The sequence below is a fragment of the Paenibacillus sp. 2TAB23 genome (assembly GCF_052115165.1).
Classification (GTDB): Bacteria; Bacillota; Bacilli; order Paenibacillales; family Paenibacillaceae; genus Pristimantibacillus.
Genome location: NZ_JBFRGD010000042.1, coordinates 1 through 23233 on the forward strand (window position 1 = coordinate 1; position 23233 = coordinate 23233).

The window sequence follows — 23233 nt, forward strand, 5'->3', positions numbered from 1 at the left end:
CTTGCAGCCGCCGCAGCCGACTGGCGCGCGGCGGCGGGCAGCTTTGGCGCAGCCGCGATTGACGCGGCGGCAGCGCCATGGGTTGCACGCGCAGCCGCGGCAGGGCTTGCGGCTGCATTCGCGGCGCGTGCTCGCGCCGTGCTGCCAGCGCCGGCATGTGCGGCGCTGCCGGCGCTGCAGATTGAAGCGGAGCTCAAGCTGAGGGCCGTATCCGCATTGTTTTTTTAGAATCATCCTGCTGTCTATGATCGATGTAGCGGGCGGGAGGCAACGGAGCATTTGCTCCGCGCATCCCACCCGCTGCGCCATCAGTACCGCTGCTGCTTCTCCAGCTGCGCTTCAATAATAGCAGTCCACTGTGCATGCCATTTGCGCTGGTCAAAAGCAAGCGCAGTAAGCCGTGCGAGCTTCCCCATGGAGAGGCGCAGCGCTTCATCGTCCAGCAGCGTTTTTACGGCAGCCGTCAGCGCTTCAGCCTGCGGCGGGACAAGTCGCCCGTTCAAGCCGTCGATGACAATATCGTTCAAGCCCCCGACGTTGCTGGACACGACGGGAATGCCGCAGCTCATCGCTTCAAGACAGGCGAGGGACGTACCCTCTGAGAAAATAGTCGGAATGACCGCAATATCCGCATTCCGATAAGCCGTACGTACTTCATCAAAGGAATAGACGCGCTGCTCTATTCTGTCGCGGTGCGGATGGGAATCCAGCCACAGCCGAAAGGCAATCGCGACCGGCGTTTTCTCGACCAGCTCTCCGGCGAATTCGACGGTCACGCCGGGGTATTCCTGCAGGAGCGACGTGGCTACCAGCATCATTGGCACGATGCCCCGTTCGAAGCTAAGCCTGCGAGGAAACAAAACACGAAGCTGCTTAGAGCACGCGCCATCAGCCTCTACATGTTCGTTGCTCTCCACACCTCGAATACCCTCAGTGCATTCGTTGCTCTCCATACCTCGATTGCCCTCAGTACGTTCGTTGCTCTCCATACCTCGATTGCTCTCAGTACGTTCATTGCTCTCTATACCCCCATTGCTCTCCGTTCCTTCATTACATTCAGCCTCACTAGCAAGACCGCCTTCCCCGGCGCTACCTGCTTCCTCTATTGGTGTAAACCACTCCGTGTCCACGGCGTTCGGAAGCAGGCTAATGCGGGAGGGATCTGGATAACAGCATACGGAACGGCAATACGTCAGAAACTGCGAGTCTACCGAAACGACCAGGTCTAGCTGGAGCACGGCCTCGTGAATGATGGCGGCTACCTCCTGCTTCGTGTCGCGAGGCATGTCATGCCGATCCCAGCTAATGCCATGGCAAATGCCAATGCTGCCCGGTCGATATCGAATCGGATGCCAGATGCAGCTGCCATATATGAGGATGCCCTCCGAGGCTTCCGCCATTTCCTCAAAAGCAGCGGCGATTTTATCCGTGTCATAAGTCCAGCCGCGCACTTTTACGCCTTCGTAGACGGTATTGAATGTACCGAAATAAGAGAGCTGATAGACGACAGGCTGCAGCCCCATCTTCATGATGACGCGGCATAGCGAATGTATGTATCGTTCGAGCCCCCCGCCGAACGGTCGTGTAATATTTTGCGTGTAGCCGTCTAGATAGCTATGGGTCAGAATGGTGACGATGTCCCGTTTCTGCTCGTTCGTCATTCAATCACCTCCTCATGCCAGCGCACAAGGCGGGGCTTTGGATCGAGTATCGATTCATAATGCGCGAGGCTGCCCCATTTGCCAAAAGGATCCAGCTGCTTGTAACGCTCGTATTTGGCGCGTCGGTCAGCCTCGCTGCCAGCCCAGCCGAGATGCTTGATGCGAAATTCCGTGCATACTCCCGGAAGAGCGGCGGCAGTGACCGGCAAACGCGGGACATGATGCTCCCATTGCGGGTAATAATAATGAAAGCCTGGCAAGTAGCGGATCAAGGTCATCGTATGCCGCTTATGCAGCGTCCACCATTCATCCTCGCGGTAATGGGTCAGCGATCCCCAGAAATCATACATGCGATAGCCAACCCAGTCGTACTGTTCTTGGTCTATGAGCGCTCGAATGGACAAGGCGGCGCGCTGTTCATAGATTTCGTCGGCATCCACGGAAAGGATCCAATCGGGGGAGGTGGCAACTGCTTCATCCCAAAGCCGCTTTCTCAGCTGCCATTCCGTGCGGAACAGAGAACTCTCCAGTCGGACAAGCTTCACCACCTTGCTGAAGGAGCTGCACAGCTCGCAGGTGCCGTCGGTGCTGGCATCATCGACAATGACAATTTCATCGACAAACCGGGACAGCTCGGCTAGAACCGCTTCCAAATAACGCCCTTGCTCATTCCTGACCTGCATGATCGCAGTGAGCTTATTGCCGCTTTTTTTGCGTCGCCAAATGCCCCCGTCGTCCATTGCGTTGTCCTCCTTCCCCAGCTTAACCATGGCTGCTTTCAAGACTGGATCCCCTGAACAGCTCCTGAACGGCTGCATCCAGTGCGGCAATCTCGGCGATATTGCCCAGTGCCTCGATCCGATGTTCTGCGGCCTCTAAAAAGCGATGAATCGCCTCATGCCTTTGCCCCGCAAGCAGAGCCGATGTTCCGCGAAGCAGCAAATATTGCTGCTCGTCATCGCCTTGCCGCAGCTGCTCCTTCGTCGTTCTTCCCAGTGCTTCCTTAAGGCGTCCCGTTTGAATACAGCATTCTATCGCCAGCCGCTGCGCCATCGGATTGACTTTTAGAAGCTCGAGTCGCTCTAAGGCTTGCTTGAAATCATCATTCAGCCGGTATAGGAGTGCGCCTGCGAGCCGGTCTTTCCCCTCCTTCAGCCATTCATCCAGAAAATCGACCGTGCGCCGTTCCTCTTCCGTGACGGCAGAGAAGGTATAGGTTTGCACGGCCTGTCTAGTGAGTCCCTGCTTCACCTCAATGGCGGACAAAAACCGGTAGTAGGTAGACAGCGCATCCGCCTTGCCTTCTAATACAGCGAGCTCGAATGCCGCAAGGACGGCCTCTCTTGCCCGTTCCAAATCATAGACAAGGTACCGATAGACGGCATGGAAAAAATATAAGGTGAGCTTGTCGCCGAGCGTGTTCTTCGAATCGCCGGACAGCTGCTTGCTGTGCCATTCCGCAAGGCAGCGCTGCTGCAAACGAACGAGCGGCTTCGGGGAGAAGCCGCTAAGTATCCAGCCAAAGGCTTGCCTTGCCAGCAAATCAGTTACCTCGTCGCGCCCGTCGAGCAAGAATACATGCTCCATGCAAAAAGCCTGCTCCAGATAATACGGCTCCGCATCCGTAATGATAAGGTCGGCATGTGCGCATAGCCACTTTCGGCATTTTGTCCAAAGTGCCGGCTCGCCCTGCTGCGGGGAGTCCGGCATGGCAATCAGCTGCTTGGGCCCGGCGGCCATCGCTGCTTGTATCCAGCAGGGATGCAGAACGACAGCGGCTGCTTCCCCCCAGCCAAACGTTTTAAGTTGTTCTAGAGATAACGTTTGGATTGCGACGGCTGCCTGCGAGGAGACCGGCTCCGCGGATACGATATAAACGAGATGCTTCTTGCCAAGCTCTTCGAACAGTCTTTGAAAAGGGGCGGGGAGATTGTTCCAGCCCCCGTCCGGGAATATCACAAAGGAAGAAACAGCCACTGTCTTTTCACCTTCCATCCGCTCGCGTCATGTTCGTGTATTCGCTTTGTATGAAGCCTATGCGGACGCTGCATGTACGCATGCGTATATATTTTCGCTGAAAGAGGAGTGCTTTCGTTTCTATTAACGGGCGCGATCTTGGGATAGTATTATAATTTTGCGGGAATTTGTGTATTATAAGAGGATAAATATTTTTCGTGGAAAGGTTGGTCGCAGATGGAGAATGCTGTAGAGAATAAGTCATCATCCTCGAATTTCATAAAAAACATTGTAGTCGAAGATTTGAAGAGCGGCCATGTGCAGGAAGTGGTCACGCGTTTCCCGCCTGAGCCGAACGGCTATTTGCATATTGGACACGCCAAGTCGATCTGCCTGAATTTTGAGCTTGCGGATGAATTCAAGGGCAGAACCAATTTGCGCTTTGACGATACGAACCCTCTTAAAGAGGATACCGAGTACGTAGAATCCATCCAAGAGGATGTCCGCTGGCTCGGCTTCGAATGGGATGACCTTCGATTTGCATCGGATTATTTCGAAGAGCTCTATAACCGTGCGGTCCTGCTGATTAAGAAGGGCAAAGCATACGTCTGCGACTTGACGGCAGAGCAAACCCGCGAATACCGCGGCACCCTTACTGAGCCTGGAAAAGAGAGCCCATACCGCAGCCGCACCGTAGAGGAGAATCTTGATTTGTTCGCGCGTATGCGCGCTGGCGAGTTCAAAGACGGCGAGCGAGTGCTGCGTGCCAAGATCGACATGGCTTCGCCGAACATTACGCTGCGCGATCCCGTGCTGTACCGGATTGCGCATACGCATCATCACCGGACCGGAGATGCATGGTGCATCTATCCGATGTATGATTACGCTCACCCGCTGAGCGATGCAATCGAAGGCATTACGCATTCCATCTGCACGCTGGAATTCGAGGATCATCGCCCGCTGTACGATTGGACGGTCGCCGAGTGCGAGATGGCAGCAGTACCCCGTCAATATGAGTTCGCGCGCCTTAACGTGACGAATACGGTTATGAGCAAGCGGAAGCTGAAGCAATTGGTAGACGAAGCGGTCGTAGACGGCTGGGACGATCCCCGTATGCCGACGATCAGCGGTTTGCGCCGCAAGGGCTACACGCCCGAGGCCATGCGCGCATTCTGTAGGGAAATCGGTGTATCCAAGAGCAATAGTCTCGTAGACGAGCGCAACCTGGAGCATTTCATAAGAGAAGACTTGAAACTGAAGGCGCTTCGCACGATGGCGGTTCTTCGTCCGTTGAAAGTCGTCATTACGAACTATCCGGAAGGTAAGTCCGAGCTGCTGGATGCGGAGAACAATGCAGAGAACGAGGAAATGGGCGTTCGCCAAATTCCATTCTCGCGCGAACTGTACATTGAGCAAGACGACTTCATGGAGAACCCACCTAACAAATATTTCCGTCTCTTCCCTGGCAACGAGGTGCGTCTCAAGCATGCCTACTTCATCACATGCCAAGAGGTAATTAAAGACGAAGCGGGTCAAGTTATTGAGCTTCATTGTACCTACGATCCGAAGACGAAGAGCGGCTCTGGCTTTAACGAGCGCAAGGTGAAGGGCACGATTCACTGGGTAGAAGCGTCGCAAGCGGTAGCAGCGGATTTTCGCTTGTTCGAGCCACTCATTACGAGTGAGGCTGAAGAGGAAGGCAAGCCTTTCCTTGAATGCATTAATCCGAATTCGCTAGAGGTGCTGCAAGGCTTCGTTGAGCCTAATATGAAAGAAGCGGCAGGCGGAGATAAGTTCCAATTTTTCCGTCATGGCTACTTCAATGTAGATCCTAAGGATACGACGGCAGAGAAGCTTGCTTTCAACCGAATCGTTTCGCTGAAAAGCTCGTTTGATCCGTCCAAAGCCTAAGGGCAACCAAGGTGAAACGGCTATCGCCGTCCTTTGGCGGCGAGGCGCGTTTCATTCCGAGAAATATAAAGAATGTATAGCCTAAGGCTATGCATTCCTATATTTGAACAAAGCCCGCCGAGCGCAGTCACTCGGCGGGCTTTGTTCATAAATAAGAATGAATATGTTTTCACATATAAATGTGCTTATCTATCTCTGCGAAACGACTGTTTTGCCACAGAGGACGGCGACTGCCGTTTACGCTTGTCTATTGAGGGGAATGAGAGTTCTAATGGGAGAGCGGCATATACAAGGCCTGCTGCTTGCCGGCGGTCAAAGCACGAGGATGGGAACGGACAAAGCGCTGCTGGACATAGGAGGCAAGCCGCTTGTTTATCGGCTTGCAAAGCAGCTCGTTCATTTAACGGATCATGTGACCGTATCGGTTGGTCGACCTGAGCGGGAGGCGATATACCGCGCGAGTCTAGGAGAATTAGCTGATACAGTGAGCTATATTAGTGATATCTATCCGGCAAGCGGCCCATTATCCGGTCTTCATGCTGGTTTGTCGGCCATTGGCAGCGGGTATGTATTTGTGATGGCCTGCGATATGCCGCGGGTTTCGGAGGAGCTGCTCGCAGCGTTAAAGGCACAAATGGCGCAGGGAGCGGATGTGATTCATGTCAAGGGCCAGCCTTTTCATGCGCTCTATCATGCCGGAACGGCATCGGAAATCAAGGCGTTGTTGGAAAAGAGAGATTTGCGGCTAATGGGTTTGCTGAATGGTCTTCGTACCATTGTGGTTGATCCGCAAGTTCCGAATCAAATGGCTACGTTTATTAATTTGAACACGCCGGCTGAATACATTAAATATATAGCTGACAATTCGTGATGTGATATAATTTGTCAAAGTTAACAGCATTCAAATGCAAGGGACCTAGCGACTAACATAGAAAGGTAAGAGGTGGCGAGCATGACCAGACAGCTACAGTACGAAATTATGGATGCGCAGCTAAGCGATCTGGAGCGTATCGTTGATATTTATAATGCTACGATTGCAAGCAGAATGGTCACGGCAGATTTGGAGCCGGCCACGGTGGCGAGCAAACGGGCTTGGTTTGATGACCACTCGGCAGATTTTCGCCCGCTATGGGTTTTGCGAATTGAGGGAGAAATCGCTGCATGGTTCAGCTTTCAATCCTTCTATGGCCGGCCGGCCTATCTTGCCACAGCGGAGATAAGCATTTATATCGCAGAGCCATTCCGGAAGCTGGGGCTAGGATCTATTCTTATTCAGAAAGCAATAGACGAATGTCCGCGCTTAGGGCTGCACACATTGCTTGGCTTCGTATTCGGACATAATGAACCAAGCTTGGCACTGCTCCGGAAGTTTGGTTTTGAAACATGGGGGCATCTCCCCAAAGTCGCCGTACTTGACGGCATTGAGAGAGATCTTGTGATCTCGGGGAGGCGCGTATGAAGCGAACCCTTGTCATAAGCGATATTCATGGCTGCTATTCGCCGTTCAACGATTTGCTTGAGCGTATGAATTATTGTCCGGGGGAGGATCAGCTCATGCTGCTTGGCGATTTTGTTGACCGCGGCCCCCGCAGTCGCGAGGTCGTTGAACAGGTAGCAGGTTTGGTCAAGAATGACGGCGCTATCGCCGTCCAAGGCAATCATGACGAGCGCTTCGTGGATGTGATGCTGGAGCGGAGCGAGCAGGCGCTCATTAAATTTGCAGGACATGGCGGCAGGCAAACGGCTGAGAGCTATGCCGGCGCGAAGCAGGGCGCAATCGGAGACATAATTGATCAGGCAAAGGCCGCCGTTCAAGAACGTTACATGCATCATATGACATTTCTGGATCAACTGCCTTATTATCATGAGGATGAGCACTTCATCTTCGTACACGCCGGGCTTAACCCGAATTACTTGAATTGGAAAGAGCAGCCGTCCAGAGATTTTCTGTACATCAAGCAGCCTTTCCTAAGCAGGCCGACTAATGTGACCAAAACCGTCGTCTTCGGCCATACCAAAGCGATTGATATCCATGGCAATCCGAATATATGGTTCGGGCCGGGCAAGATCGGCGTTGATGGAGGATGTGCATCCGGCCATCAGCTTAACGGTCTCGCGATAACGGGTGCCGATGAATTTCAAACCTATGCCGTACCTTGGAGATTGTAGGAATGCGCTTATACCCGAAAGCTTATTTCAGGAGCGTATTGCTGAATGTATTTCTTACCGCGCTTGCGTGCGGCTATGTGCTAATCATGTGTTGGCTATTATTTTATCGTAATCGTTATTTTGGAGAAGGCTACAGCTATAACTTGGTTCCGTTCTATACCATTAAAAAATATATTATTTATCATGATCATTTCAATTTTGATACTTGGTTTAAAAATTTATTCGGAAATATTATTCTCTTTATCCCGATTGGCGTGTTTCTGCCCTTATTGAATAGAAGGTACAGCAGTGGAATTGCTCTTGCCGCAGCTTCGATCGTTATCATTACGGCGGTGGAGCTTATGCAGATGCTAATGCGCGTTGGCAGCTTCGACATCGATGATATTATTCTCAACACGTTCGGCGCGCTGCTCGGCTTGCTGGTTACGAAGCTGCTCATTCATAGAAGCTAAGTTCTGCCATTAAAACGGAAGCCAAAACGAAAGGAAGATCAACCATTGAGTAAATTCTGGAGTCCGCTAACCGCGTCGCTCGTGCCGTATGTGCCAGGCGAGCAGCCAAAGGACAAAACGTACATAAAGCTGAATACAAATGAGAACCCTTATCCACCTTCACCGAAGGTTATTGCGGCTATAAAGGATGCAGCCAATGCTGATCTGCGCTTGTATCCCGATCCTACGTGCGAGAGCCTTGTGCAAGCTGCTGCTGCCTATTACGGTATGCCTGCAGGGCAGGTGTTTGCCGGAAATGGCTCGGATGAAATTTTGGCGTTTGCGTTTGCGGCATTTTTCGATCCGGCGAAAAAGCTTCTGTTTCCGGACATCACTTATAGCTTCTATAAAGTATATGCCAAGCTGTATGGCCTCAGTGCGGAGCTTATTCCGCTGGACGAGCAGTTTCAGGTTCGGGTCGAAGACTTCCGGGTAGATAACGGCGGGATTATCGTGCCTAATCCCAATGCGCCGACTGCGGAGCTGCTTCCGCTGGATGATATTCGCAAGCTGCTTGCAGGCCATACCGATCAGGTCGTCATCATCGATGAAGCCTATATCGACTTCGGAGGACAGTCGGCTATCGAGCTGATTGGCGACTATCCGAATTTGCTTGTCGTGCAGACGCTATCGAAATCGCGTTCTTTGGCAGGCCTGCGCGTTGGATTTGCTTTTGGCAGCGAAGAGCTGATTGAGGGCTTGAACCGCATTAAAAATTCGTTCAATTCCTATACGATCGATCGGCTTGCGCTGGCAGGGGCGGTTGCTGCTTTCGAAGACGACGCTTATTTCAAGGGTACGACGGCAAAGGTTATCGCTACGCGGGAGCGCGTAACGGAGCAATTGCTYGCGATGGATTTCAAAGTGACCGACTCCAAAGCGAATTTTGTATTCATTTCGCATAACAAGCTGGAGGCGCAAGTGATTTTTCAGCAGCTGAGGGATAAAGGGGTATTGGTTCGCTATTTCAATCAGCCGCGGATTGACGGTTATTTGCGGGTGAGCATCGGGACGGATGAAGAAATGGATGCGTTCATCCAAGCGCTGCAAGAAATAGTGGGCAAGTAATGGAAGAGGCAGTGATGGAGCAAGCATTGTTTAAGCGCTCGATGCGAATCGTACTGCTGTTAAGCTTGATTTATGCGGTGGCGGGGAATATGTTTTTGTACACGGCCTATTTCAATAGCGGCATCGTCAAAAACAGCTATATCATTTGCGCGCTGATGGTTGTAGCTTTTTCCGTTCCCATTGTGAAGTGGTTTCGCAACCGCCATTGGTATTTTCCGATTTTTATATTCCTATTCTGGATTCCGTTCAGCGTGCTGCTCGCATACGTGCTGAGCCAAGTTCTTCCGTTATCCCGGAATGATACCGACTTTGGACTGATGCTCGTTTATTTCTTAATTCTGAATGTAATGATTATGCTGCTTAGCATAGCGCTCGGGATGCTTATCAACGCGGGATGGCTGCTTAGGGAAAGGTATAAACGAGCCAAAAAACAAAATTAAATGAAAGCCGTGCAGGCTCTCCAAGCGAAATGGAGTCTGCGCGGCTTTTTTTGTGCGGATAGAAGCCTTGACTTTCAGAACGAATCGTCTTACAATCACTAGACTAACTAACGTTCGTTAGGTAAATCGGAACGATACGTTGCGGAGGAATTGCATATGAGTACAGAGCCCACGACCTCGGAGAAAATCAAGCAAGCAGCGCTAACGATGTTTACCGAGTCCGGTTACGAAGGTGCGGCGCTTTCAGAAATTGCCAAAGCGGTGGGCATCAAAACCCCGTCCATATATGCGCATTATAAGTCGAAGGAGCAATTGTTTGTTCAGTTGATTCAAGAGGTGATCGCTGAAGAACGGAAGCAGTATATGGAGCTCCTTTATGAATTGGAGCAGGAGCCGGTTAAACAGCAGGTGTATCGATTATTTGCTTTTTTCACCGACCTGAAGCATATGTCGACTGGCCAGGCATTCTTGAAGCGTACGATTCTCGTGCCGCCGCGGCATTTGCGGGATCAGCTGAGGCAAGATTTTTTGCACTACGAGAACGAGCTGACCGTGGGCATCGTAAAGGTGCTGCATCAAGGCGCCCAAGAGGGCCTGTTTGATAGTGCGGAAGAAGAACGGCTTATTGCTGCGTTTTATGTGTGTGTCGACGGTATGCTTGTCGAGAACCAATTGTATGCAGAGGAGCTTTTCGAAAAAAGAAAAAAATTAGTGTGGCAATCATTGTGGCAGCTATGGACGATGACAGCGAGAGAGGATTGAGTAAGCATGCAGTGGGTATTTCTATTGTTAGCCGGAGTTCTTGAGGTAGGCTGGACGTTCGGCCTCAAATATTCGGAGGGCTTCACGCAGCTCGTTCCGAGCATCATTACCATTATCGTGCTGGCAGCCAGCTTCATGCTGTTTGCCCGCGCGATGAGAACCATTGAAATTGGCGTAGCGTATGCGATGTTTACGGGAATCGGTACGGTTGGTACGGTCATAGCAGGCATATTCATACTGGATGAACCGGCTGATTTCTGGCGTTTGTTTTTTATCGCCGTGCTCGTGGGCGGTATTGTCGGCTTAAAGCTCGTATCGAAGGAGAAGCCGGCACAAGATGCAAAGGCAAGCGAAATCAGCGTAGAGCACGAAAAGGTGGGTTCATAACATGGCTTGGATCTTTTTGATCATATCGGGGTTAGGCGAGGTAGGCGGCGTTACGTTTATGAAGCTGTCGGACGGCTTTAAGCGCTGGAAAGGTACGGTTGGTGCGATCGGGGCAGGCTTCATTAGCTTTTTCTTCTTATCCAAAGCGCTGCAAACCATCCCCATTAGTACGGCTTACGGCATTTGGACGGGGATCGGCTCAATCGGCAGTGTCATATTGGGCATGTTTGTTTTCGGTGAATCGAGAGATTGGCGGAAAGTGCTGTTTTTATCGATGATTATTTCAGGCGTCATTGGTTTGAAGGTAGTAAGCGGAGGCCATTAAGCCTCGCGAAAGGGCAAAGACCGTGGCGGAGAGCTGATAAGCTTTCTGTCGCGGTCTTTATTTTTCTGCCTGCTGGTCTTACAATGTAGAAAACGGTGTTCGCAGGTGAAGAAAGAAGGAATTATCATGTTGGATGAGAAGGAATTGGACGGGTTTATTCGGCTAGTGGAGAATAGCTTATTGTCGAATTTGGTGCTTGGCAGCGTTGACCCTGCTGATCCCATTCGTGTAGAAGAGACCCCGCGGGGCTGGAGGCTGCTGGGGGCTGGCAATTATGCTGGTGTATTCACGCACCTCGACCATTCGGATATAGCGGTGAAGGTATATGCGCCAGGGCGTGAAGGCTGGGAAAGTGAATGCGAGGTTTATTCAAGGATTGGCAGTCATCCCGCTTATTCCGAGTGTTATCATGCGGGCGAGCATAAAGGGCATTATTACTTGATTCTAAAACGATTGAAGGGCAAGACTCTCTATCAGTGCATTATTGACGGGGTTATTATTCCCCAGAAGGTGATTGCGGATATTGATGAAGCACTCGATTACGCAAGATTGCGCGGATTGCATCCGCATGATGTGCATGGCAAAAATGTCATGATGCAGGACGGCCATGGCATCGTGCTTGATATTTCAGACTTTTTGAAGGAAGAGCCGTGCACGATGTGGGATGATTTGAAAAAAGCCTACAACAAAATTTATATGCCTTTCTTATCCAAGAAGCCGATCCCGGTTCCGGAATGGGTACTCAACGGTGTGCGTAAAGGTTATCGCTTCGTAAGAAATTCCTCGGTTATCGGACGCTCGTCCTAATCGATAGCGCAAACAGCGGCATTCGCTTAGAATGCCGCTGCTTGCGTTAGCTTTGCTGCGCGCCCGCATTAATGCTCCTCGTCAAACGCATCGAGCAGAACCTTTGCAAGATCGGCGTCCTTTTTAAGCACATGAATCCGTTTCAAGGAATTGCCTTCAATGGTAATTTTGGATTTCAATCCATTTGCCTTGAAGTGGGCCTCCAGCCGGTCAATAAGCTCCGCTCTAGAACCGCCTTCCGTACGAACGGGTATCCATCGATTCCAAAATAATGCCATTATGTGTCACCTCCTTAAAGTTTTACAAAGTAAAACTAGTTTAGGAAGCATGTGCCTAACCGGCTTGGCGCGGCCAAACCGAAAGAGGAAGCACCATTCATATTTATTCGGAGACATCGCTCAAACATGACTGTGCATCAAAAAAATGTTGCGATTCCGATCCAATAATTGAGCAGGATAACGAAATGGATCCTTCCGCATGCTAAGAAAGCGATTTGGCGTCCTGACTATTGACAACTTTAACTGTAACTGATAAAATTACAGTACAAAGCAGGGAGGCCCTTAAACAGTGAACAGCGAATTTACGATTGCCGTACACAGTCTCGTTTACTTGGCTTATTTACCGGACAGAATGGCTAGCAGCGATATGATTGCCGACAATGTCGGTACGCACTCTGCTCGCGTCAGGAAGGTAATGGGTGGTTTGCGACGCAGCGGATATGTGGATACACGTGAAGGATCGGGCGGCGGCTACAGGCTGACGATTGATCCGAATGTGGTAACATTGGCTGATATTTATCGAGTAATGGCACAAGGCTCGCTAATTCCGAGCTGGTGCTCGGGCAATCCAGAGATGGATTGCGTCGTGGGGTCGAATATGAATCAGGTGATGTTCGGTATATTTTGCACGGCGGAGAAGCAGCTGGAAAGTCATTTTAGCGCGATAACGATTCAGGATGTGTTGAAACAAATTCACGCTTGCGAATAGCGAATCGCGTTTCAACAAGCGGTGAGACGGGTATTCCCTTTATCATACACATTGTTTAGAGAGGATGATTGAAATGGCAGTAGCATTGACGAAAGAAAACTTTAACGAGAGCATTCAAAACGGCGTTTCCCTTGTAGATTTCTGGGCACCTTGGTGCGGACCTTGCAAAATGCAGCTTCCGATCGTAGAGGAGCTTTCCACTGAGCTTGAAGGTCAAGCTGTAATTGCAAAAATCAACGTGGATGAGCAGCCGGAGCTTGCTTCCCAATTCGGCGTAATGAGCATACCGACTTTGATTCTTTTCAAAGATGGCCAACCAGTTGACAAAATGGTCGGCGTTCAAAGCAAAGATGCTTTGAAAGCGAAAATTTCCGGTCAGCTATAAGCAACTTTTTCCAATTGAATACCGTCTAAATATCGTCTGGTATCAGCCAATGGCTGTTCATCAGGCGATATTTTTTTCATGGATGCCATTACACTACCAAACATAAATTACTATTTTTGTTAACTAAAGGTTGTTGAAAAGGCTTGAAATGCACATATTTTACACAAATTCACAATCGAATCGGTTGCTTTCTAATAGAGTTGTTAGTAGAATTGAACTAATTGTGCGTATTAGCGTACTCAAACTTTGATTTATGGAGTGGTGATGAAGTGAATGCAGTCATGACGAAAAAGGACAGCAAGATTACCGGAGAGTCTCTGCGGCAAGGGTTGACGTCTTCAAAAATATTGATCATTATTCCGGCTTATAATGAGGAACACAGCATAAGCCACGTGATCCAAGATGTGAAGAATCATTGCCCGTCTGCGCACATATTAGTCATCAATGACGGCTCGAAGGACCGTACCCGTGAAGTAGCGGAGGCAAACGGCGCGGCTGTCATCACACTTCCAACGAATTTGGGTATTGGCGGCGCCATGCAGACCGGATATCGTTATGCACATCGTTACGATTTCGACGTTGCGGTTCAAGTAGACGGAGATGGACAGCATAAAGCGGAACAGCTGCATCTTATTTTGGACCCGGTGCTTAATGGAAAGGCTGATCTTGCGATCGGCTCCAGATTTATTGAGCAAACAGGTTTCCTTTCTTCGGCATCGAGGAGAGCAGGGATCAAGATCTTGTCCACGATCGTCAGCGCAATGACACATAAACGCGTGCTGGATGTAACATCGGGCTTCAGAGCTGCCAACAAACGGGCGATTGCCGTCTTCCAAAGCGATTACGCGACGGATTATCCGGAAGTGGACTCCATTGTGCTGATTCACCGCAGCGGTCTGCGCACTAGCGAGGTTGCGGTAGTGATGGACGCGCGCACGGGAGGCACCTCATCCATAAATGCCGTTCGTTCGGTGTATTATATGGTAAAGGTCACATTGTCGCTGTTTATTCGCAGCTTGAAGGCAACAAAGCCGGTAGAAGTTCAATCATAAAGGTCATAAAGGTTCCAGAAGCTGCGAAGCTTCAATACAAGGTCGTGATAGCTTGAAGGAGGATACACCATGCAAGCCTTGTGGATTATCACAAGCGTTGTTTTTTTGTTTGTACTTATTATGTTGATTAACCGTCGGCTTCTGCGCGAGCAGTATTCGATGCTGTGGCTGTTGTTCGGCGTTGTTATGCTTATTTTATCAGTCCGCGTACAGATCATAGACGCTTTGGCGGACGCGGTAGGAATCGATTACGCGCCTGCACTTCTGTTTTTAGTCGGCATTTTGTTTTGTATTGCGCTCATCCTGCATCTTACGGTTATCGTATCGAAGCTATCAGAGAAGGTCATTCGACTTACGCAAGAGCTTGGCATATTGCACCATGAATTGCATGAACGCAAAAGGTCGGATTCATAATGGCATATATCATATTGTTTTTAAACATTTTGCTGCTTGTTTCGGGACAGCTCTTATGGAAAACAGGAATGAACAAGCTCGACACGGCCAAAGGGGATTCTTGGGTATCGCTATTGTGGTCGCCGCACATATGGTCAGGGCTTGTATTATACGGTGTCGCTACGGTGATGTGGCTTTACGTTCTGAAGAAGCTGCCGCTTAGTTTGGCCTATCCGCTGCAAAGCTTGGCTTATGTCATAGCTTTAATTGCAGCTGTATTTATATTTCATGAAACAGTGCCGCTGCAGCGATGGATCGGTGTTGCCATCATTTTGGCAGGAGTAATCGTACTCGCTTGGAAATAAGCTGTTCGGGGCATGGAGGAGGATTTGCGGATTTGGTGGAATGGGTTAGGAAAAACAAAGCATGGACGATTGCAATCGTTCTTATTTTTCTGCTTGCAGGCTGGTTGAGAGCGGATTTTCTTACTTCGGTAAAGCATACCGTATCGCATGATACCAAGTATTATGACGAGATGGTGCATCGACTGATCGACAAGGGGATCTATGCCTACAAGGAAGAAGTTTCAAATGCAAGGGTAACGCCGGGCTATCCATTATTCATGGCCGGGACTTACCTGCTTGCCGACGCGATGAATGCCGAGCCTTATCCGTTAATTAGATGGATTCAGCTTCTCATAAGTGTAGCGACGTTAGCTTTGATTTACGTCATTGCCATGCTGGCTACACGCAACAAATGGGTAGCGATGCTGGCTATTATAATTGGAGCAGTGTATCATCCCTTTATTTGGGCGACAGGCGCCGTGCTTACCGAGACGCTTGCTTTATTTTTCTTAATGGCTTATCTAGCCATGCAGCTCTATGCTTTCCGTACTCAGCGAAAGCGGGACGCGGCAATTGCAGGCGTGCTGCTCGGCCTGACGGTGTTAGTGCGAGCAGAGTTCCTGCCGCTATTCGTTCCCCTATATGGTGTATTCCTTCTACAGCAATGGTTCAGACGCCGATCGGGACTAATGGAAGTGACAAGATCGAAATGGGAAGTTGCAAAAAAAGTGGTCTTGCTTGGCGTTATTACAGGTCTATGTGTGACGGCAACGATGCTTCCATGGTGGATTCGCAACGCCGTGACCTTGCATGAATTTGTGCTTACGGCTTCGCAATCGAATCCGTTCAAAGCAGGTACATACCCGTATAAAGATTATACGGACAAAATCGTTGATCCAACGGGCCTGACTCAGGATGAGGTGGCTTGGGCGAGAATTAAAGCGGGGTTCACGCAGCAAACCTGGAAGTACGTGAAATGGTATACGGTAGGCAAGCTTGAGTATACGTACAATCGGATGTTTTTCGGTTCTGGTCATGAACCAGGGTACACGGTGTATCCGAAAGGCCATAATTTCCATCAGCTGATTGTATACAGCAGCCTTATTCCGCTTCTGTTTCTGTTATGGCGCTGGAGGCACCCTGCCGCAATGCTGGCAGTAGTCATTATCATTATGTCTATGATCAGGCTGCTGTTTGTGCCGGAGTACCGATATAATTTCACGGTTATGCCGTTGTTTATCATTTTATCGAGCTGGTTTGCCGTCTATATCCTGCAGCGGATCAAACATGCGATCAGGGGAGAGAAAGCAGCATAGCTGTGCAAGTAACTAATGGGAAAAGACTGTTGACGGACATGAGTTCGCCGGCAGTCTTTTTTTAAATATAAGACTTTATAGGTTTCACGCGTTAAACGATTCTTCTATTACTACGAGAAACGGATACCGGATACCCTCTTCTTCTAGAGGATGGCTAAGCCGGTTTTCTTTACATTTTCTGCAACTTCTGGCATGTCTGATGCGTCTAATTTATGAATAAATTGGAAGACCATTGGAGGGTGAAGCAGTGAGGAACGATAAACGGAAGAAGCTCGCGGTGTTGCTGTCCGCAGCTATGCTCATGAGCGTATTGCCTGCTTCGGCGTTCGCCGATAGCAATCGTACGCCTGCAGAATGGAGCAAGCTGGCAGAAACAGCCCCTGCGTCGGGAGGAATTGCGATGGATGAAGGTGTTACGGCTCCGGTTGATGTGTCTATAACCAAGAGCAAGGCCGAGGCGCTTGCGAGGCAGTATGTAAGCATTCCGAAGGAATATGTGCTTCAAGGCGCTAACCTTTCGATGGAGCTGCTGGCCAGCGGCAAGCGCAATGCCTGGGGATTGGATTTCGTGAAAAAAGTAAACGGCAAGCATTTGGGAAGCGTTTACGTAAGAATTCATGCGGATAGCGGTCAATTGCTTGAATTCAGCTCGTACAGCGACAATGCCTCTTCCAAGCCATCCTATCCGCTTAAGGTTGAACGGGATGATGCGCAGCAGATCGCACTCCGCTTTATTCAAACAATAGCTGCTGACTATAAAGACAGTATTCGATATAACCCGGAATACGGCTTGCAGCTGCTGCCTCCACTGACAGGAGAGGTGCTGCATACACTGCGATATGACCGAATGGTCAATGGAATTCCCTATGTAGACAACTACATAGAGCTTGAGGTGGACAGCGAGGGACATGTTAGGCGGTACTCGCTGCAGTGGGATCAAACCATTGTGTTCCCGAAGATCGAGGCAATGCTGACGGCTGAACAGGCGGATGCAAAGCTTCGGACTGCTGCTGCTCCGCAGCTAGCCTACATCGTCCCATACAATGTGCAGGGTAAAAAGATGCCGAAGCTCAGCTATGAGCTATTGCCTATTGCCATTGATGCAGTTACTGGCGAGCTTAAAGGTAATGGCAATATGAATACGTATAGAGCAGGCGCGGTCTCGGTTACTCCGCTAACGGAGAAACCTGTGGGCGAAGAGCCAAAGTCAGGAACCATAACCGAAAAGCAAGCAGTGGAAGCTGTGAAAGCGGCGTTCAAGCTGCCTGCCGAAGCGGAGCTGAACGGCTCTAACTACAGTGAGCAAACGGATGAAAGCACGGGCAGAGCGGAAGCCTTCTGGAACTTAAGCTGGACGTTCAAGAAGGACGGCAAAGAGACGGGCTCCACCTCAGCATCTGTTGATGGGCATACGGGGGCAATCCGCAGCTTCAATACTTATGCTTATAGCGATCAGGGGCAGGCCGATACGCCCAAGGTTCCGCTGGAACAAGCTTCTGCGCTCGCAATCGAAACGGTTAAGAAGCAATTGCCTTGGTTGACCGATGAGCTTTACTTCATCAAGCCGGATCCCAAGCAGTATGAAGACATGAAGCGAAATGGTAATGGGCGTTTCTATTTTAGCTTTGTGCACAAAATCCATGGCGCAGTCATCGAGTATGACAGCATCAACGTGACGGTAGATTCCTATAGCGGCGAAGTGGTGAACTACGACGCTTATCTAACCGGTTACGAATATCCTGCGAAGGCACCAGCTGTCATTGAAAAGGATAAGGCTGTTGCGGCGTGGCTCGACTATTATCGGACGCAGCTGACGTACCGCCTCGTGCAGCAGTTTTCTTGGAATGGGCAGCCGCTTCCGATTGAGAAATACAAGCTGATGCTTGCCGCAGGAGAAATTAAAGGCGATGAAGTCAAAGCGATTACCGAAGCCGAGCTCGTGTATCAGCTTGTCCCCCGCCTAATTGACGAAGCGCTGTTTCTTGATGCGGAGACTGGCGGCTGGCGCAACCGTGAAACTGGAGAGGTTACGCAGCTTGAGAAGCCGAAGGCGAAGGATATTGAGGGCCACTGGGCACAGCGACAGCTGGAGCTAATGGTTGCCTATAAGGCACTCGATGTTAAAAACGGAGAGGTTCGCCCTAACGAAGCGGTAACCCGCGGCGAATTAATCAAAATGCTGGTGCTTGCTAGAAGCAGCGGCCATTCTCCGGTAATGGCTTCCGCCGATCGCTTGGGAGCCAAAGCTTCCTTTAATGACGTCGCGGCGGATTCCAGCTATTTTGTTTATGTAGAATCTGCACTCGAGCAAAATTTAATTGACGTCGGCGATGGCTCTTTTAATCCAAGCGGCAAGGTTTCACGCGATGAAATGGCTGAGCTGATCGTCCGTGCGCTTGGTTACAACGCACTTGCAAATTACGATCATATTTTCAAAGCCTCGTTTAAGGATTCCGCTCAAATCGAGAATAAAGGGCAAGCGGCAATTGTTGTCGGGCTTCAAATCATGAGCCTGGCTGACGGCAAGTTTCTGCCGAAGAAGCAGGTTACGCGAGGGGAAGCCTCGGTCGCCTTTTTCAGGTATTTGCAGTCGCGTGCGGAATTGAAGGAAGCGCCGATTAGAATGTAAGCGAGTAGACGAGTGAAAGGCACGAAGATGTAAGCGAGTAGACAAGTGAAAGGCACGAAGATGTAAACGAGTAGACAAGTGAAAGGCACGAAGATGTAAACGAGTAGACAAGTGAAAGGTACGAAGATGTAAGCGAGTAGACAAGCGAAAGGCCCGAAGCCAAGCGATAGCAATATCGCGGGTTTCGGGCTTATTTGTTGTTGGAAGGATTCATTAATCGGTTTTCTTTTTATTGGACGTGAAATTGGATGTGGATTTGGTATCTTCTATCGTATCGTTGACGAAGGCCATATCTTGATTTTTAGCGTTCATATTCGTCGTGCCGGTATAATTTCCCTTATGCTTCTTGTTTTCCATTTGATCACCTCCCAGATTTTTCAGTCGCTTGGATAGGCTTGCGTGCGCTGCCGCTTACGTAGTATTGCCGCCGCGGCGCTAATCATTCCAGCGGGTTACACTTTCAATGTAGATGCTGCTGGGGTATAATAGCTGGAGTTGTTTACTTTCGGGAAAATAGGGGTGTCTTAACGCATGGCATTGAAAGCTGGAATCGTAGGTCTTCCGAATGTCGGGAAATCGACATTATTTAACGCAATTACACAAGCAGGGGCAGAATCTGCCAACTATCCTTTTTGTACCATAGATCCTAACGTTGGCGTTGTTGAAGTACCGGACGAGCGTCTTGATAAGCTGGTTGAGCTGGTTGTGCCAAAGAGCATCGTGCCAACGGCGTTTGAATTCGTTGATATCGCTGGTCTAGTGGCTGGAGCAAGCAAGGGCGAAGGTCTCGGCAACAAGTTTCTAGCGCATATCCGCGAGGTAGATGCGATCGTGCACGTGGTGCGTTGCTTCCAGGATGAGAATATTACGCATGTATCCGGCAAAGTAGATCCGATTAGCGATATCCAAACGATTAACTTGGAGCTGATTCTGGCGGATATTGATTCCGTGGACAAGAAGATCGAGCGCTCCCGCAAAAACCTCAAGGGCGGAGACAAGAAGGTCGCTCAAGAAATTGAGGTGCTTGAGCGCGTGAAAGAAGCGTTGTACAACGATATGCCGGCGCGCAGTGTAGAGCTTAGCGACGACGAGAAGCTGCTAATCCGCGATCTTCACCTATTGACTATGAAGACGGTATTGTATGCCGCTAACGTGAGCGAAGAAGAGGTATCCAATTCGGACGGCAATGAATATGTACAGAAGGTGCGTGAATTCGCTGCTGCTGAAGGCGCGGATGTCGTGCCGATCAGCGCGAAGGTTGAAGCGGAGATCGCCGAGCTTGAAGGCGAAGACAAGGATATGTTCCTTGAAGAGCTAGGCATGTCGGAGTCAGGTCTTAACCGCTTGATCAGCTCCGCATACAAGCTGCTTGGCTTGTACACGTATTTCACAGCAGGCGTGCAAGAGGTTCGCGCATGGACGATTCGCAGCGGGACGAAAGCACCGCAAGCGGCTGGCGTGATTCATACGGACTTCGAACGCGGATTCATTCGTGCTGAGGTTGTTTCCTTCACTGATTTAGCAGCTGCAGGCTCCATGGTAGCAGCTCGTGAGAAGGGGCAAGTTCGCCTTGAGGGCAAAGAATACGTTGTGCGCGACGGCGACGTTATTCATTTCCGTTTTAACGTTTAATTAAATTGGCAATAATATAGCCCTGCAGGTGCTGATCGGCACTTGTGGGGCTTTGTTGCAAATTTGGGCACAATGACTGCCTGTAAATCGAAACCAGCAGTCGATACTCCTGCGCCGATATGGTATAATGAACATTATCCTAATGGAATAAACAGAGGTGAATGATCGTGTTTGACCGTTTACAAGCACTCGCAGACCGGTATGAGAAGCTTAGTGAGCTATTGTGTGATCCAGATGTATCCAGTGATCCCAAGCGGCTTAGAGAGCTTTCCAAGGAGCAGTCGGATTTACAAGAGGCGTATGATGCCTTTACGGAATATAAACAAGTTACCGAGCAGCTCGATGATGCCAAGCTTATGCAGGCAGAGAAGCTCGATGACGAAATGCGTGAAATGGTGAAGATGGAGATCGACGAATTAAGCAAGCGCCAAGCTGTGCTTGATGAGAAGATCCGAATCGTTTTGCTGCCGAAGGACCCGAATGACGACAAGAACGTAATTGTCGAGATTCGCGGCGCTGCTGGCGGTGACGAAGCTGCATTGTTTGCTTATGAGCTGTACCGCATGTACACGAAATTTGCAGATGCGCAGGGCTGGCGCGTGGAGCTGATGGATTTCAGCGAGAATGATGTTGGCGGATTCAAAGAGGTGATCTTCATGATCACGGGAAAAGGCGCATACAGCAAGATGAAGTTCGAGAGCGGCGCGCATCGCGTACAGCGTATTCCGGTAACGGAATCAGGCGGCCGTATTCATACTTCGACTTCAACGGTAGCGGTTATGCCGGAGGTTGAAGACGTAGAGATTGAGATATTCGACAAAGATATCCGTGTCGATACGTTCTGCTCTAGTGGAGCAGGCGGACAATCCGTTAATACGACCAAATCTGCGGTACGCGTATTGCATGTTCCTACAGGCATTATGGCGACTTGTCAGGATGGCAAATCACAAAACGAGAACAAGGCGAAAGCACTTGCCGTGCTTCGTGCTCGTATCTCTGACGTACGCCGCCAAGAGGAAGAAGCGAAATATGCAGGCGAGCGCAAGAGCAAGGTCGGAACGGGCGATCGCAGCGAACGCATTCGTACGTACAATTTCCCGCAAAGCCGCGTAACGGACCACCGTATCGGATTGACGCTGCATAAGCTTGATTCGGTTATGAATGGTGATTTGGCAGAGGTTATCTCTTCCCTTACGATTGCAGAGCAAGCGGATATTATGGAACGTGAAATGGCTTAATTTATATGGCGCTGGACCGATGGTTGCTTGTCCAAGCAATCGGAGGTTCGGCGTTTTGTTAGGTTTAGGACATAAAATGGCCTGTCGCTCGCATGTATGCGTGGCGATGGGATTGAATGCGAAAGGAAATGATGCGAATGATGGGCATGCCATCGAATGGACCGTGGTTTAAAGGGCCATTGACGCTTAGACAGGCGAGCGTGCAAGCGACCTCCATTCTGCTAGCAGAGGGAGTCGAGGAGCCGCGCAACAATGCTGAGCTGCTGCTCATGCATCTGCTTGGGACCGATCGCGCGGCGCTGCTGCGCGACGGAGGCGATCCGTTTCCGCAGGAGAGGCTGTCCGACTGGGAAGCGCTCATCCGCCGGAAAGCGGCAGGCGAGCCTGTTCAGTATATCATTGGCGAGCAGTGGTTCTACGGGCGGCCGTTTACGGTCACGCCGTCCGTGCTTATCCCGCGCCCGGAGACGGAGCTGCTGGTCGAGGCGGTGCTGGAGGCCGCTGAGCAGCTCTGGCCGTCTGACGCAGGCAGCGAGGAGGGCTTCATGCCGACGGTCGTAGACGTCGGCACAGGCAGCGGCGCCATCGCCGTAACGCTGGCTTCGCAGCGTCACGCTTGGCGCGTATGCGCGTCCGACCTATCGCCGGACGCGCTGGCAGTCGCCCGCACGAACGCGGTCCGCCATGAAGCGGCGGACCGGCTGGCGTTCGTGCAGGGCGACCTGCTCATGCCCTTCATACCCGGGCATGAGCAGAGCGAACCCCGCAGCGCCGAGCTGCGCATCGACGTGCTCGTCTCCAATCCGCCGTACATACCCGCGGCGGATATGGAAGGGCTGCAGCGCGAGGTGCGCGACTATGAGCCGCACCTCGCGCTGGAAGGCGGCGCAGACGGGCTGACGCCCTACCGCCGTATGATCGAGCAGCTCCCGCGGCTTGCGCAAATGCCGCGGATCGTCGCGTTTGAGCTCGGCATGGGCCAGCCTCGCATCGTGGCCGAGATGCTGCGTGCGCTCGGCGGGTGGGACGAGATCCGCATCATCAGCGACTACGCGGGCATTGAGCGCCATGTCATTGCGACGCAGTCGCAGCTGCGCTAGCCGCAGCAAAAAAGGATGCCCCGAGCGCCGTTAGGCGATCAGGGCATCCTTTTTTACTGTCCGGCCTTGCTGTCCGGCCTTGCTGTCCGGCCTTGCTGTCCGGCCTTGCTGTCCGGCCTTGCTGTCCGGCCTTGCTGTCCGGCCTTGCTGTCCGGCCTTGCTGTCCGGCCTTGCTGTCCG

The 23233-nt window shown here is 50.8% G+C and carries 28 protein-coding genes; 22 read left to right on the forward strand and 6 right to left on the reverse strand.

The genetic code is table 11. The features are described from left to right. Positions 1 to 228: hypothetical protein (locus AB4Z29_RS31395; protein WP_441946818.1), on the forward strand; the 228-nt coding region annotated here is incomplete at its 5' end. An 80-nt stretch (positions 229 to 308) separates the two neighbouring features. Here AB4Z29_RS31395 and AB4Z29_RS31400 read toward each other — a convergent pair. The 3 genes from AB4Z29_RS31400 to AB4Z29_RS31410 are packed head-to-tail and all read right to left on the reverse strand — an operon-like array spanning position 309 to position 3638. Further along, a complete protein-coding gene (locus AB4Z29_RS31400) occupies positions 309 to 1661 on the reverse strand; it encodes a glycosyltransferase family 4 protein (RefSeq protein ID WP_441946819.1) in 1353 nt (450 codons plus the stop codon). After that, positions 1658 to 2443, reverse strand: a complete 786-nt coding sequence (locus tag AB4Z29_RS31405) for a glycosyltransferase (RefSeq protein ID WP_441946820.1) — start codon at positions 2441 to 2443, stop codon at positions 1658 to 1660. The genes AB4Z29_RS31400 and AB4Z29_RS31405 overlap by 4 nt, the downstream gene beginning before the upstream one ends. Continuing rightward, a complete protein-coding gene (locus AB4Z29_RS31410; protein ID WP_441946821.1) occupies positions 2424 to 3638 on the reverse strand; it encodes a hypothetical protein in 1215 nt (404 codons plus the stop codon). Before AB4Z29_RS31410 ends, AB4Z29_RS31405 begins: the two co-directional genes overlap by 20 nt. A 216-nt stretch (positions 3639 to 3854) precedes the next feature. Between AB4Z29_RS31410 and AB4Z29_RS31415 the strand changes: the two genes are divergently transcribed. The 11 genes from AB4Z29_RS31415 to AB4Z29_RS31465 all read left to right on the forward strand — a co-directional run bounded on the left by AB4Z29_RS31415 (position 3855) and on the right by AB4Z29_RS31465 (position 11977). Then, entirely contained in the window at positions 3855 to 5528 is a 1674-nt protein-coding gene (locus AB4Z29_RS31415) for a glutamine--tRNA ligase/YqeY domain fusion protein (RefSeq protein ID WP_441946822.1), read from the forward strand. Between the two features lie 259 nt (positions 5529 to 5787). Then, a complete protein-coding gene (gene mobA / locus AB4Z29_RS31420) occupies positions 5788 to 6399 on the forward strand; it encodes a molybdenum cofactor guanylyltransferase (RefSeq protein WP_441946823.1) in 612 nt (203 codons plus the stop codon). A gap of 81 nt (positions 6400 to 6480) precedes the next feature. After that, positions 6481 to 6987 carry a GNAT family N-acetyltransferase gene (locus AB4Z29_RS31425; RefSeq protein WP_441946824.1) on the forward strand — a complete coding sequence of 169 codons (507 nt, stop codon included), beginning with the start codon at positions 6481 to 6483 and terminating at the stop codon, positions 6985 to 6987. Continuing rightward, positions 6984 to 7697: a metallophosphoesterase gene (locus tag AB4Z29_RS31430; RefSeq protein WP_441946825.1), complete on the forward strand. Its 714-nt coding sequence runs from the start codon at positions 6984 to 6986 to the stop codon at positions 7695 to 7697. Before AB4Z29_RS31425 ends, AB4Z29_RS31430 begins: the two co-directional genes overlap by 4 nt. 2 nt (positions 7698 to 7699) lie before the next feature. Continuing rightward, on the forward strand, positions 7700 to 8149 hold the full coding sequence (locus tag AB4Z29_RS31435; protein WP_441946826.1) for a VanZ family protein: 450 nt from the start codon (positions 7700 to 7702) through the stop codon (positions 8147 to 8149). 45 nt (positions 8150 to 8194) lie between these two features. Continuing rightward, a complete protein-coding gene (gene hisC, locus AB4Z29_RS31440) occupies positions 8195 to 9256 on the forward strand; it encodes a histidinol-phosphate transaminase (RefSeq protein WP_441946827.1) in 1062 nt (353 codons plus the stop codon). Next, positions 9256 to 9696 carry a hypothetical protein gene (locus tag AB4Z29_RS31445; protein WP_441946828.1) on the forward strand — a complete coding sequence of 147 codons (441 nt, stop codon included), beginning with the start codon at positions 9256 to 9258 and terminating at the stop codon, positions 9694 to 9696. The genes hisC and AB4Z29_RS31445 overlap by 1 nt, the downstream gene beginning before the upstream one ends. Positions 9697 to 9852: 156 nt before the next feature. After that, the gene (locus AB4Z29_RS31450; RefSeq protein ID WP_441946829.1) at positions 9853 to 10458 is read left to right on the forward strand and encodes a TetR/AcrR family transcriptional regulator; all 606 of its coding nucleotides are present in this window, start codon (positions 9853 to 9855) and stop codon (positions 10456 to 10458) included. Between the two features lie 6 nt (positions 10459 to 10464). Further along, on the forward strand, positions 10465 to 10845 hold the full coding sequence (locus AB4Z29_RS31455) for a DMT family transporter (RefSeq protein WP_183562762.1): 381 nt from the start codon (positions 10465 to 10467) through the stop codon (positions 10843 to 10845). A gap of 1 nt (position 10846) precedes the next feature. After that, entirely contained in the window at positions 10847 to 11170 is a 324-nt protein-coding gene (locus AB4Z29_RS31460) for a DMT family transporter (RefSeq protein ID WP_441946830.1), read from the forward strand. Positions 11171 to 11296: 126 nt separating this feature from the next. Beyond that, complete coding sequence (locus AB4Z29_RS31465; protein WP_441946831.1) at positions 11297 to 11977, forward strand: serine/threonine protein kinase; 681 nt, start codon at positions 11297 to 11299, stop codon at positions 11975 to 11977. 68 nt (positions 11978 to 12045) lie between these two features. On the opposite strand, the gene AB4Z29_RS31470 is transcribed toward AB4Z29_RS31465, so the two are convergent. Then, positions 12046 to 12255, reverse strand: coding sequence for a hypothetical protein (locus AB4Z29_RS31470; protein WP_441946832.1), 210 nt, complete (start codon positions 12253 to 12255; stop codon positions 12046 to 12048). Positions 12256 to 12544: 289 nt separating this feature from the next. Between AB4Z29_RS31470 and AB4Z29_RS31475 the strand changes: the two genes are divergently transcribed. From AB4Z29_RS31475 to AB4Z29_RS31505, 7 genes are all read left to right on the forward strand, one after another. Next, positions 12545 to 12964: an RrF2 family transcriptional regulator gene (locus tag AB4Z29_RS31475; RefSeq protein ID WP_183562755.1), complete on the forward strand. Its 420-nt coding sequence runs from the start codon at positions 12545 to 12547 to the stop codon at positions 12962 to 12964. A gap of 73 nt (positions 12965 to 13037) precedes the next feature. Then, complete coding sequence (gene trxA / locus AB4Z29_RS31480; protein WP_183562753.1) at positions 13038 to 13349, forward strand: thioredoxin; 312 nt, start codon at positions 13038 to 13040, stop codon at positions 13347 to 13349. Between the two features lie 269 nt (positions 13350 to 13618). Beyond that, on the forward strand, positions 13619 to 14401 hold the full coding sequence (locus AB4Z29_RS31485) for a glycosyltransferase family 2 protein (protein WP_441946833.1): 783 nt from the start codon (positions 13619 to 13621) through the stop codon (positions 14399 to 14401). Between the two features lie 69 nt (positions 14402 to 14470). Beyond that, on the forward strand, positions 14471 to 14815 hold the full coding sequence (locus AB4Z29_RS31490) for a DUF2304 domain-containing protein (RefSeq protein WP_183562751.1): 345 nt from the start codon (positions 14471 to 14473) through the stop codon (positions 14813 to 14815). After that, a complete protein-coding gene (locus tag AB4Z29_RS31495) occupies positions 14815 to 15159 on the forward strand; it encodes an EamA family transporter (RefSeq protein ID WP_441946834.1) in 345 nt (114 codons plus the stop codon). Before AB4Z29_RS31490 ends, AB4Z29_RS31495 begins: the two co-directional genes overlap by 1 nt. A 35-nt stretch (positions 15160 to 15194) precedes the next feature. Continuing rightward, complete coding sequence (locus AB4Z29_RS31500; protein WP_441946841.1) at positions 15195 to 16454, forward strand: phospholipid carrier-dependent glycosyltransferase; 1260 nt, start codon at positions 15195 to 15197, stop codon at positions 16452 to 16454. A gap of 247 nt (positions 16455 to 16701) precedes the next feature. Continuing rightward, the gene (locus AB4Z29_RS31505; protein WP_441946835.1) at positions 16702 to 19083 is read left to right on the forward strand and encodes a YcdB/YcdC domain-containing protein; all 2382 of its coding nucleotides are present in this window, start codon (positions 16702 to 16704) and stop codon (positions 19081 to 19083) included. A 213-nt stretch (positions 19084 to 19296) separates the two neighbouring features. On the opposite strand, the gene AB4Z29_RS31510 is transcribed toward AB4Z29_RS31505, so the two are convergent. Further along, positions 19297 to 19440 (reverse strand): hypothetical protein, encoded by a 144-nt coding sequence (locus AB4Z29_RS31510; protein ID WP_441946836.1) that lies wholly within the window; start codon positions 19438 to 19440, stop codon positions 19297 to 19299. 174 nt (positions 19441 to 19614) lie between these two features. Between AB4Z29_RS31510 and ychF the strand changes: the two genes are divergently transcribed. The 3 genes from ychF to prmC all read left to right on the forward strand — a co-directional run bounded on the left by ychF (position 19615) and on the right by prmC (position 23053). Continuing rightward, positions 19615 to 20715 carry a redox-regulated ATPase YchF gene (gene ychF, locus AB4Z29_RS31515; protein ID WP_441946837.1) on the forward strand — a complete coding sequence of 367 codons (1101 nt, stop codon included), beginning with the start codon at positions 19615 to 19617 and terminating at the stop codon, positions 20713 to 20715. 167 nt (positions 20716 to 20882) lie between these two features. After that, positions 20883 to 21953, forward strand: coding sequence for a peptide chain release factor 1 (gene prfA, locus AB4Z29_RS31520; protein WP_441946838.1), 1071 nt, complete (start codon positions 20883 to 20885; stop codon positions 21951 to 21953). 137 nt (positions 21954 to 22090) lie between these two features. Further along, a complete protein-coding gene (prmC, locus tag AB4Z29_RS31525; protein WP_441946839.1) occupies positions 22091 to 23053 on the forward strand; it encodes a peptide chain release factor N(5)-glutamine methyltransferase in 963 nt (320 codons plus the stop codon). Here the strand turns inward: prmC and AB4Z29_RS31530 are convergent. Next, a partial coding sequence (locus tag AB4Z29_RS31530) for a hypothetical protein (protein ID WP_441946840.1) occupies positions 23025 to 23233 on the reverse strand: 209 nt, incomplete at its 5' end. The genes prmC and AB4Z29_RS31530 overlap by 29 nt on opposite strands.